Raw genomic sequence first — 11,767 nt, 5'->3', positions numbered from 1 at the left:
ATAGGAGTATATTCCAACTGCTTCCAATAGTTTAGCTCTACTATCAGTTATTATATCCCCTTTTTTTACAAGTAAAGTTCCAGCTTTTATATCCAAAATTTGATCATCTATCTGTGAGATTTTTTCTGCTATGGAGTTTTTAGTTTTAGTTTCATCATATATATAGTTTGCAGTTAAAAAATTTTCAACAATTTTTTTATCAAACTCTGGCAGTTCTAAAAAAAGCTCATCATTGGGAGGGGATATAGTTAAACTTCCCTTCTCTCTAATAATACCTGTAGCATAGGCCTTTGTTAAAAAACCTATTACTCTTTCCCTAGTTTCCAATAGCTCTTTTTTATTTAATTGTGTCAACTCCACTATCAATCTAGGGGGTAATTGTTTTCCAATTATATCTTCAACCTTATCTAAATATAATTTATTTTTCTTAAAATTTTTCTTCAATATCTCATCAAAAAGATACTCTGCTCCTGAAATATAAACTGTTCCAGCCTGTGGAACATATATGTACTCTTTTTTTGAGTTTTCCATAAGATTTTTTATAATATCTTGTTTTTTATCTCTGTCATTAAAAAGAATACTTTTAGGGGAGTATATATCATTAATTGCCACATCTCCCACATCATACTTCTGTTTATTTACTATATAGCCACTTCTTGAACTAATAACTATAAGCATTATCATTAAAATTAAATAAAATATTTTTTCTTTTAAATGATGATCTTTAGTATATAATTCAGCATCGTCTGCGTTTTTCTTATTTATTTTAAAAGTTAAACTTAGACCAAATAGCTCAATTTTTTTCATATTAGTTACTCCTTTTAGGTTTTAGAAATATCTTTTAAAACATCTTCTTTAGTAAGTATTTTTATATTTTTTGTAGGTATTGCATCTTTAAAATATTTCCCATAGCTCTTTGTTATTACTCTATTATCCAATATAGTTATTATTCCCTTATCACTTTTACTTCTGATCAATCTTCCTATTCCCTGCTTAAACTTTATCACAGATTCTGGTATCTGATACTCCACAAAGGCATTTTTATTCTGCTGAGTTATATTCTCTATTATAGCCTCTGTTATAGGGTCACTAGGGACTTTGAATGGAAGTTTTATTATTATTACAGAACTCAGTTGCTCCCCTTTTATATCCACTCCTTCCCAGAATGAATCCGTTCCAAATAAAACTGGATTTTTGATATTTTTATACATATTAACAAGTTGTGTTCTAGGAGCTTGTCCCTGAATCAATAGATTCAATCCAGCGTCCTCCAGCTCATCTTTTATCATATAGTACATGTAGTTTAAGGTACTATATGAAGTAAATAGTATAAAACATTTCCCTGAAGTTTTCAATATTAAATTTTTTAAAAAGTCTTTAATGCTATCGATAAATTTAGGGTCACTTGGATTTAGAAGATCTTTAGGTAGATATACTTTCATCTGATTGTTATAATCAAATGGTGAATGTATAACCTTCTCTAAAGTTTTCTCCTTTAGTCCTATACTCTCCTTAAAATATGTAAAGTCATTTCCTATAGCTATTGTAGCTGATGTAAAAATCATCTGCTTCAGGTTCATATATAGATTTTTATCCAACTCTCCATCTATTTTAAGAGGTGTTGCAACTAATTTAGAGTTACTTTTTTTTCCATTTACCTCTGCCCAATATATAAATTTTTCATCATCTAAGGAGTTAATAAATTTTAAATTTTCAAAAAATCCATCCAATCTATCTATATATCTGGAAAAGTCGCTAACATATCCCTCCTTATCCTCTATATCTTTAATTTTGCCTAAAATAGTTCTTATTTTTTTTAAATATGAGGATAAATCCACTACAAACTCATCTTTTAAATTGTCCAGTTGATTATAAAAAACAGCTTTTTCAAACTCATTTTTTTTCAATCTATATGTTATACTTCCCATTTGTCCCTTTGAAAAAATCTCTATTAAAAAATTAAAATATGCTCTTCCTGAGTTAAATAGGTTACGATGTCTTAATTTTATATCATTTTCCAAGTCTGATTCTATACCTTTTTTTCCATCATAATCACAATTTTTCAAATAATTTATTAATACATCTAAGCTTCCTGTCCCTCTTTTTTTAGACTTTTCCATTGTGTAAATCTGATTCATAGTCTTAGTGAAACCATATTTTGAAATCTCATAGGAGAAGTAGTCTCTTGCTACTTTCTCAACATTGTGAGCCTCGTCAAAAACAACTAACTCATACTCTGGTAATATTGAATACTCTGTATTAAAGCCAATCTCTTTTCTTATAGCTAAATCAGAGAAATACATATGATGGTTCGTTATTAAAATATCAGCCTTTTTCTTTTCATCTCTAGCCTTTAAAAAGTAACACTCTGATTTAAATGGGCATTTATTTCCTGCACACATATCACTTTCACTTTGAAAGTGCTCCCATATGGAATAATCCACTTCAAAAGGAAGTTCCGCTTTATCCCCTGTTTCAGTTTTTCCTCCCCATTTTACAACTTCTCTAAACTGTGATTTTTGACTTTGGCTATACTCTTCAAAATCTACAATATCACCTGTTGCAACATTGTGAAGTTTTCTGTTACATAGATAGTTTCCTCTACCCTTAACTAACATATAGTTAAAGTCTCCCTGGATAACTTTTTTAGCAATAGGTATATCTTTATTTAAAAGTTGTTCCTGTAAATTTATCGTATTTGTACTTATTACAACCCTTTTTTTATTTTTTATACTCCACTCTATTGCAGGGAGAAGATAACCTAGAGTCTTTCCTGTCCCAGTTCCAGCTTCAACTATAACCTTCGTCTCTGTATTTAACCCTTTTTCAATAACTTCAGCCATCTCTAGTTGTTCATTTCTATATTCAAACTCTTTAAAGACTCCGGCTAAAAGCCCTTTTTTTTCAAAATAGGGTTTTATATCTATCTTTACATTTTTTTTCTGAGTTAATTCAACAATGATATAGATATCTGTTGCATCATTATTTACTATGTATGATGCTCCATCCAATTTATTTGAATATATTGCAGCTATCTCTACATCTGGATCTGAAGGGTATAGATGTCCTGAGGGATGATTATGTATTATAACCTCACCTTTTCTCATCGCTTTTAATATTGCTGGTACTGAATATTTGTTTCCTCTTGCAAGAACTTCTACCTCTATTACTATACCTTCTTCATCGGGAATTCCTCTAAAAAATACTTCATTTCCATCAACTTTTTCTATCTCTAACTTAATCTTCTCTCGTGCAGTTAAAGATATTTTTTCTTCTATATTCATCTGTATCCTTTCTTCTTTTGTTATATTCTTTCTTATAATATAATACCCTTTTTTTGAGAAAATATAAATTATTTTTTTATTTATCTTCTTTTTTTGTGCTAAATGTGTTAAAATATTTTAGGTCCATTGTAAATATTGTGTCTCTTTTTATGCTTACCTGTCAAATTAAAATACTTATACTTAACAGTATAATCATATTGACATAAAGCGTTATTTATGTTATTATGTTATGAAAATTTTATTTAAAATTAAAGGGAGGTTTTTGATTTGGCACATTCAAAATCAGCAAAAAAGAGAGTTATAATAGCAGAGAGAAACAGAGAGAGAAATCAAGCTGTAAAATCTAGAGTAAAGACTATGCTTAAAAGAGTTTTAGTAGCAGTAGAAACTAAAGAGGTTGAGGCTGCGAAAGCTGCTTTATCAGTAGCTTACAAAGAGTTAGATAAAGCTGTAAGCAAAGGAATCATGAAAAAGAATACAGCATCTAGAAGAAAAGCTAGATTAGCTGCAAGAGTTAACGCTTTATAATCAATGCTATTGAGGTAAAACTGGGGAAATTCCCCAGTTTTATTTTTATTTTTTAAGGAGGGGTTATGATTAAGCTTATAGTTTTAGATGTTGATGGAACACTCACTGATGGAAAACTTTATGTATCAAATCTTGGAGATGAAATAAAGGCCTTTAATGTCAAAGATGGTTTAGGAATAACACAGGCAATAGCTCAAGGTAAAGAGATTGCTATAATAACTGGAAAAACATCTCAAATTGTGACTAAACGTTGTCAAGAACTAGGAGTAAAAGAGATTCATCAAGGTATAAAAAATAAAATTGCAACTTTGGATACAATCTTGGAAAAATATGGTATATCTTATAACAATGTAGCATATATGGGTGATGATTTAATTGATTTAGCCGTTATGAAAAAGTGTAAGTTAACAGGTGCTCCAAAAGATTCGGTCAATGAGATTCTTTCAATAGCTGATTTCATATCTAGTAAGAATGGTGGCGATGGAGCTGTTAGAGAGTTTATAGAATATATTTTAAAAAAAGAAAACCTATGGGACAATGTTGTTAATCACTTTGTTCCAACTGAGCAATAAAAAATGAGGCTACCTTTTAAAATAGGTTAGCCTCTATTTTTTTACTCTAAAGAGAGCTTAATAACTCCTTTAGATAGTTATAAACCCTTTCAGTGGACGGAATATCTAAAGATTCTTGTGGAGTGTGAACATCCTTGATATTAGGCCCTATACTTATAATATCCATATGTGGATATTTCTGAGAAATAGCTCCACACTCCAAGCCAGCATGGATAACCTCAACACGCATATCTTTTTTATATAACTTTTTATATATCTCTAGAGCTTTTTCTCTTAAATGGGATATAGGATTGAATTTCCACTCAGGATAACCAGCAGAGAAGTGATACTTTCCTCCATTTTTTTCAACAGTGGCTACCATAGTATCTTGTAACTCCTTTAAAACTTTTGGATCAGAGCTTCTTAAAGAAACAATCACCTGAATTGTATCCTCATGTGTTTTTATGATTGCTAAGTTATCTGACGATTCAACTATCTCTGGATACTCTTTCATCCATGTATTCACTCCCGTAGGTATCTCTTCAACTAAACTTAAATATCTTTCAAAGGATTTTTTATCGATAACCTCAGGGGAAATATCCACTTTTTTTACCTCTCCTTGAACTAGAGGTTCAAACTCTTTATATCCTTCAAGTACCTCTTTTAACGTGCACTCTATCACTGATGAGATATCTGTTTTAGAAGCGATTATAGCCTGGGCAGTTCTTGGAATAGCGTTATCTTTACTTCCCCCTGAAACCTCTACTAAAAAGATATTTTCTCTGGAATTAATTCTCTTCAAAACCTCTACCATAACTTTATTTGCATTTCCTTTTCGCCTATGAATCTCAACTCCAGAGTGTCCCCCTGAAAAGTTTTGAATTCCAATGCTCCAAGATAAAAGTGATTCTTTAGATTCTTTAATAAAAGGTATACCTATGTTTAGCTCTATACCCCCAGCTGATCCCACTGTCAGAACACCCTCATCCTCTGAATCTATATTTATAAGCATACTTCCCTTTAGTATTGTTGAATCTATGGAAAGAGCTCCACCTAAATCCACCTCTTCAGATGTGGTTGCAAGAAATTCCAAAGGTCCATGTTTTAAGGAGTTATCTTCAAGAAGAGCCATTGCCATTGCAATAGCAATTCCATTGTCAGCTCCTAAAGTGGTTTTATTAGCTTTTAACCTATCGCCATCAATCACTAAATCAATGGGATCTTTTGAAAAATCATGATCACTGTCTATCTCCTTTTCACATACCATATCCAAATGACCTTGAATAATAACGCCTGGTGATTTTTCATACCCAGGGGATGCTTTTTTCCTTAAAATTACATTGAAAGAGCTATCTTGATATGTTTCAAGCCCTATTTTTTTTCCAAAGCTGACAACATAATCACTCACTGCTTTTTCATGATGAGACTCTCTAGGTATTTTAGATATCTCTTCAAAATAATAGAAAACTCTTTCAGGACTTAAATTTGCTAATTTTCTCATTCAATACCTCCAAATCATAATAACGCATTTATAACTAACATAACAATTGAGAAAACTCCCATTATTCCCATCAGAGGAAGTATATATTTTAACCATTTATCAAAAGTTGTTTCTGCCATCTCAAGAGTAACAAGAATAAGTCCAGTGGGAGTTATAAATGACATAAGTCCCTGTCCCCAGTTATAGGCATTTATAACAACCTCTCTCGAAACTCCAACAGTGTCTGCAAGAGGCGCCATAATAGGCATAGATAAAACCGCTAATCCTGATGAGGATGGGATAAAGAATCCCAGTACAGAAAATACAATCATCTCTACAATTGCGAAAACTCCTCCATTCATCTGTGCTATCAGTTCCGCTGAATAGTTCAATAGTGTATCTGAAATAAAGCCATTGTCCATAACAATATTTATGGATCTTGCAAGTCCAATAGTTAAAACAACTCCAACCAGATCTGCAGCTCCTGCAATAAAAGTATTTACGCAGTCCTTTTCGGATAACCCTGAAAAAATCATTATCAATATGGCATCTGCTAAAAATAGAGCTGACATCTCCTCAAACCACCATCCACCTCTAGCAACCCCCCAAATCATAATAGGGAATGCCAATGTAAAAATAAGAAGTACAAGCTTTCTTCTTATAGTAAACTGAACCTTAGATTCGCTGTCATAGTCCTTTAAAAATCTTTCATGAATTACATGTTCATCTTCATAAACTAGTGAAGCTTCAGGATTCAATCTAACTTTTTTAGCATACCAATAGATATAAGCAAGTGTTATCACCGATCCTAATACAAGTACAATGACTCTATATGTTAAACCATTTGTAAAATTAATTCCAGCAGCATTGGATGCGATTACAACAGAAAAAGGATTCACAGTTGAGAACATTGTTCCTATGGAGGATCCCATATAAATTGCTGCTATACATGTGATAGCATCAAAACCACTGACAAGAAAGATAGGCATAAGAATTGGGTAAAAAGCTATTGTTTCCTCTGCTAGCCCAAAGGTTGTCCCACCAAGAGTTGTCAACAAAAATACTAGAACAACAAGAATGAACTCCTTTCCCTTTGTCTTTTTGGAAAGTGCTGCTATTCCTGCGTCAAAAGCTCCAATTTTATTGATAATTCCAATTATTCCTCCTAAAATTAAAACAAATACCATTATATCCACAGTATCAAATACTCCTTCTATGGGAGCTTTAATTATATCCAGTGGACCTTGAGGTCGCTGCTCTATCCTAGTGTAGGTATCTGGAATAGCTATTGGTTTTTGAATAACTCCATCTACAAATTTATCCAGTCCTAACTGAATTTTAAACTTATCTAGCGTTTCCTGTGTTGCAGGAAAGGTTACTACTGAATCATTGGGATCAGTAACAACAAATTCATTTGATTGGGACTCATAAGCCAATCTTGAAAATTTTCCTGAAGGAACTACATAAGTAAGACCTGCAGCTAAAATAAGAATAATAAAAAGTACAGTAAATGCCGTGGGGAAACCTCTTTTTTTCTTGTTTGTCATTTTGTTTCGCACAATAGATTACAATAAATCTATTATACTTCCTCCTTTTTCGTTGTATTATGTTCCATATTACTCTTATACCTTCTATATTTTAGATTGTCAAATATATTTTAGAATTACTTTTATAGGTAATAGTAATAAAAAAAGAGGCTAATTAAAAAATTAGCTCTCTTTAGATTCTATCTCATTCTGTTTTACAAATAGAATACAACATAGGTATGAAGTTATTGGTACTGCAACTAATATACCAATACTTCCAGCAAATGCTCTCACAATATCTGCCGCTACAGATTCAAAATTTAAAATTCTTATTAGTGGGAATTGCTCTTTTTGTAGATATATGAATAGAGTTGATAGTATTCCACTTCCTATGTAGGCCAATATTAAAGTGTTTACCATTGTACCTATTATATCTTCACCTATTCTCATTCCAGAGTCAAAAATCTCTTTTCTTGTTATAGTTAAATCCCTTTTCTTTAGCTCTGTTAAAGCTGAGGAGATAGACATAGAGACATCCATGACAGCTCCCATACTTCCTAGAATAACTCCAGCTGATATAATCTCTCTTACCCTTATACCTTGAAGAAGTGTTGAATAATTTAGAGCCTCAACTGATACAAATCCTGTCATAGCCATCTTATATGAAAAATACATCGATATTATCCCCGCAATTATAACTCCTGCTACAGCTCCCAAGATTGCGACCAGACCCTTTTGAGAAAATCCTGTAGTTAAAAGTATTGTAATTGTTGAACATAATAGTGCTGTTAACGTTGAAATCAGTATAGGAGAATATCCCACTGATATCATTGGTAAAAACACTTCATAAATTATTCCTACAACAATAATCAATGATAGAATAGCTTTCACACCTTTATATTTTGCTATAAAGATAGTTAAAAATACAAAAATCCCAATTATAGCCAATATTGATTCCCTTTTATCAACATCAACTATATAGTATGTGCTCCTTTTTCCCGCTTCCTTTTCTTTATAGAGAACTACATTTTGATTCTCTCTTAAAAAGATATTATAAGCCTTTTCTAAATAGACTGGGGATTGAACTAAAATCTCTCTTCCTTTATCATCACCCTCTAAAACTCTAACTCGATACTCCTCTATCTCTTTAATTCCATCTTCACCATTATAACCACTTTTTACAGTGCTTTCTAAATATAAAATTTTACCTTTTATATACTCTTCACTACCTGTATTTTCAGTATTATCTAAACTTTGAGAATATAATCCCATTGAAACTATTATCAAAAATAATAAAACTATCTTTTTCATTCAACCCCCCTTTTTATTATATAAAAAAAACGAGGAAAAATTTCCTCGTCTTAAATACTACTTTCTGATTCCTAATTTAGCAATAAGTGCTCTGTATCCTTCGATATCTTTCTTCATTAAGTAGCTTAAAAGTCTCTTTCTTTTTCCAACCATTTTTAATAATCCTAATCTTGAGTGGAAATCTTTCTTATGAGTTCTTAAGTGATCAGTTAAGTGGTTGATTTGTGCAGTTAATATTGCGATTTGAACCTCTGTAGATCCTGTATCTTTCCCATCTTTTCCGTAAGCACTGATTATTTCTGCTTTGTTTATAGCCATTTTACTTCCTCCTAAATATTTAATATCTAAGCCAAGGTCTACGGGGCTTAATCGTAAATCCTAGCATAGATTAATTTAATTATATCATAAGTTCTTTTTTTAGTAAAGTCTATTTTTTAAACTAAACCTCTTTTTGATCATCTAAAACTGACTGTGAAGCTTTCTGTTTTAGCTCCTCTTTTAGCTTATTTTCCTCTTCTTTTAAATCCGCTAACTTCTCTTCTATTTTATTTTCCTTCTCTATTCTTTCAACTGTTTTTCCTTGTAACATCTCATCTAACTCTTCACCTGTTATTGTCTCTAATCTCAATAAAGCCTGTGTTATATTCTCTAATGTCTCTCTATTTTCAGTTAAAATCTCTTTTGCTTTATTATAAGCTGTTGTAACTAGTCTTCTAATCTCATCATCTATCTCTTTTGAAGTTGTCTCTCCATAAAGTTTTTGCTGGAACATATCCCCATCACGAGTAGCATCTAACATTATTGGTCCAAACTTGTCACTCATACCATATTTAGTTACCATTGCATGAGCTATCGCTGTTGCTCTTTCAATATCATTACTTGCTCCTGTTGTTATATCTCCAAATACAATCTCCTCTGAAGCTCTACCTCCCAATAGAGTTACAAGTTCAGATAAAAACTCATTTTTAGATTTCAGGTATCTATCCTCTGTTGGAAGAGTCATTGTATATCCTAAAGCTGCCATTCCTCTTGGAATTATTGTAACTTTATGAACAGGCTCTGTGTTTGGCGATAATCTTTGAGTCATTGCATGCCCCACTTCATGGTATGCAACTATTATTCTCTCTTTTTGAACAGCCATTCTAGATTTTCTCTCTGGTCCTATTGTTACCTTCTCAGATGCCTCTTCTAGATCGGACATGTTTATCTCATCTCTACCAGCTCTAGCTGCTAAAATTGCAGCCTCATTAAGCATATTAGCTATATCTGCTCCAACAAATCCAGGAGTTTTTCTAGCAATTACTTCAAAGTCTACGTCTGAAGCAAATTTTTTGTTTCTTGAGTGTACTTTTAAAATAGCTTCTCTACCCTTTATATCAGGTCTATCAACAACCACTTGTCTATCAAATCTTCCAGGTCTCATTAAGGCCTTGTCTAAAATCTCTGGTCTATTTGTTGCAGCTAAAACAATTATTGTCTCATCGCTTCCAAATCCATCCATTTCAACTAGAAGTTGATTCAGTGTTTGCTCTCTCTCATCATTTCCTCCACCTTGACCGCTTCCTCTTTTTCTACCCACGGCGTCTATCTCATCTATAAAAATTATACAAGGTGAATTTTTTCTAGCCTTAGAGAATAGGTCTCTAACTCTTGATGCTCCAACTCCAACGAACATCTCTACGAACTCCGATCCTGACATACTGAAGAATGGAACTCCAGCTTCTCCAGCCACGGCCTTAGCCAATAGAGTTTTACCTGTTCCAGGAGCTCCTAATAGTAAAACTCCCTTTGGAATCTTAGCTCCTAAATTTTTAAATTTATCAGGTTCTTTTAAGAACTGTACAATCTCCTCTAGCTCCACTTTTGCTTCATCAATTCCTGCAACATCAGCAAATGTAACTTGAGATACGTTTTCTCCATTTTCTTTAGCTTTTGATTTCCCCATATTAAATACTTGAGGTCCTCCTCCACTACCTTTATTCATTTTATTTAACATGAATATCCAAATTCCAATCAGTAGTAACATTGGGAACCAAGATGCTAACATATTCAATAAGAATGGTAACTCTTGAGGTGGTAATGACTGTATCTGAATATTTTTATTCTCTATTAAGTCAACTAATTGTGGATCTCCACCTAATCTATCTGTAATCATTCTAGCTTTTACAGCAGAGGCATCTTTATCGGCAGTATATCCATAGATATACCCCTCTCTTTCATCCACTCTAACAAGTTTATTATCTTTTACATCCTGTAAAAAATCAGTATAGCTTACTGTTTTTACATTTGTTGAGTCTGATTTAGAGAACATTGTTGGAAGAGATAATATTATTGTCACTATAAATAATAACATTACAAAACCTTTTAAATTAAATTTCCCACCTAGCTCTCTTGAGTCATTTGAGTCTTTATCTTGTTTTCCTTTATCTATACCCTCTTTTAATTTTTCTTTAATTTTTCTTTTTCTTTCCTCTAGCTCTTCTTTCTCTTTTTCCTCTTTTGATTTTTTGTCATTGTCTTTTTCAGCTTCATCGTCGTCGCTTTCATCTTTTTTTGGCTCCTCTTCAATGAAGTTATACAATGCCATTTTTTCATTATCTTCTCTATTCTTCATCTTGCCTCCTTATGATTAGCTTAATTCCTTTTTTATTTTTCTCACCTTTAAAGCTTTCACTTTTCTTTATTCCTGAAGCCCAAACAATTTCGTTATTTTTTACCACCAATGGTATCTCTCCCCTCATGTCTTTTGGAACTTTTTCATTTATAAAAATCTCTTTCAATTTCTTATAAGATGTCATTCCTAAAGGTTTTATTCTATCCCCGTCCTTTCTTGTTCTGATCTCTACAGTGTCACCTATTTTCAAATTTGTTAAAAATTCATTTTTACAAAAGCTTTTGTCACTTTCAATAGCTTCTATAATATAACCATTAAAATCTCGTTTAAATGGTATTTTTTCCACAATAGTTTCATTAATATGTTCTAAATTATCTATTCTTTCCTTCTCTATCCATACATTTTTATATTGTTTTTTTAAAACAAAATTTTTTTCTAATTTTATTACCTTACTTCCATTACTATTCAATAAC

9 protein-coding genes and 1 pseudogene are annotated in these 11,767 nt (G+C 32.0%); 2 read left to right on the top strand and 8 right to left on the bottom strand.

Features of this window, described 5'->3' with window-relative positions; translation table 11 throughout:
• Together ACMOUI_RS11945 and ACMOUI_RS11940 are read right to left on the bottom strand one after the other, a co-directional pair.
• A pseudogene (locus ACMOUI_RS11945) lies at positions 1-807 on the bottom strand (phosphohydrolase); the annotation flags it as partial.
• A gap of 14 nt (positions 808-821) precedes the next feature.
• Positions 822-3,284 (bottom strand): helicase C-terminal domain-containing protein, encoded by a 2,463-nt coding sequence (locus ACMOUI_RS11940; protein ID WP_418965917.1) that lies wholly within the window; start codon positions 3,282-3,284, stop codon positions 822-824.
• Positions 3,285-3,551: 267 nt separating this feature from the next.
• Between ACMOUI_RS11940 and rpsT the strand changes: the two genes are divergently transcribed.
• The gene (gene rpsT / locus ACMOUI_RS11935; protein WP_418965916.1) at positions 3,552-3,812 is read left to right on the top strand and encodes a 30S ribosomal protein S20; all 261 of its coding nucleotides are present in this window, start codon (positions 3,552-3,554) and stop codon (positions 3,810-3,812) included.
• A 65-nt stretch (positions 3,813-3,877) separates the two neighbouring features.
• Positions 3,878-4,384, top strand: coding sequence for a KdsC family phosphatase (locus tag ACMOUI_RS11930; RefSeq protein WP_418965915.1), 507 nt, complete (start codon positions 3,878-3,880; stop codon positions 4,382-4,384).
• Between the two features lie 46 nt (positions 4,385-4,430).
• On the opposite strand, the gene ACMOUI_RS11925 is transcribed toward ACMOUI_RS11930, so the two are convergent.
• The 6 genes from ACMOUI_RS11925 to tilS form a co-directional block, all read right to left on the bottom strand.
• Positions 4,431-5,864 carry an aminoacyl-histidine dipeptidase gene (locus ACMOUI_RS11925; RefSeq protein ID WP_418965914.1) on the bottom strand — a complete coding sequence of 478 codons (1,434 nt, stop codon included), beginning with the start codon at positions 5,862-5,864 and terminating at the stop codon, positions 4,431-4,433.
• A 14-nt stretch (positions 5,865-5,878) separates the two neighbouring features.
• Positions 5,879-7,390, bottom strand: coding sequence for a YfcC family protein (locus tag ACMOUI_RS11920; RefSeq protein WP_418965913.1), 1,512 nt, complete (start codon positions 7,388-7,390; stop codon positions 5,879-5,881).
• A gap of 162 nt (positions 7,391-7,552) precedes the next feature.
• Complete coding sequence (locus ACMOUI_RS11915; protein WP_418965912.1) at positions 7,553-8,680, bottom strand: YibE/F family protein; 1,128 nt, start codon at positions 8,678-8,680, stop codon at positions 7,553-7,555.
• A 57-nt stretch (positions 8,681-8,737) separates the two neighbouring features.
• Complete coding sequence (rpsO, locus tag ACMOUI_RS11910; RefSeq protein WP_418965911.1) at positions 8,738-8,998, bottom strand: 30S ribosomal protein S15; 261 nt, start codon at positions 8,996-8,998, stop codon at positions 8,738-8,740.
• 121 nt (positions 8,999-9,119) lie between these two features.
• Positions 9,120-11,294, bottom strand: coding sequence for an ATP-dependent zinc metalloprotease FtsH (gene ftsH / locus ACMOUI_RS11905; protein ID WP_418965910.1), 2,175 nt, complete (start codon positions 11,292-11,294; stop codon positions 9,120-9,122).
• Positions 11,284-11,767 (bottom strand): tRNA lysidine(34) synthetase TilS (gene tilS / locus ACMOUI_RS11900; RefSeq protein WP_418965909.1); only part of this gene is annotated, 484 nt, incomplete at its 5' end. The genes ftsH and tilS, both read right to left, overlap by 11 nt.

Source organism: Cetobacterium sp. (assembly GCF_048470075.1).
GTDB lineage: Bacteria > Fusobacteriota > Fusobacteriia > Fusobacteriales > Fusobacteriaceae > Cetobacterium_A.
This window is presented reverse-complemented; position numbering and strand designations above follow the sequence as displayed.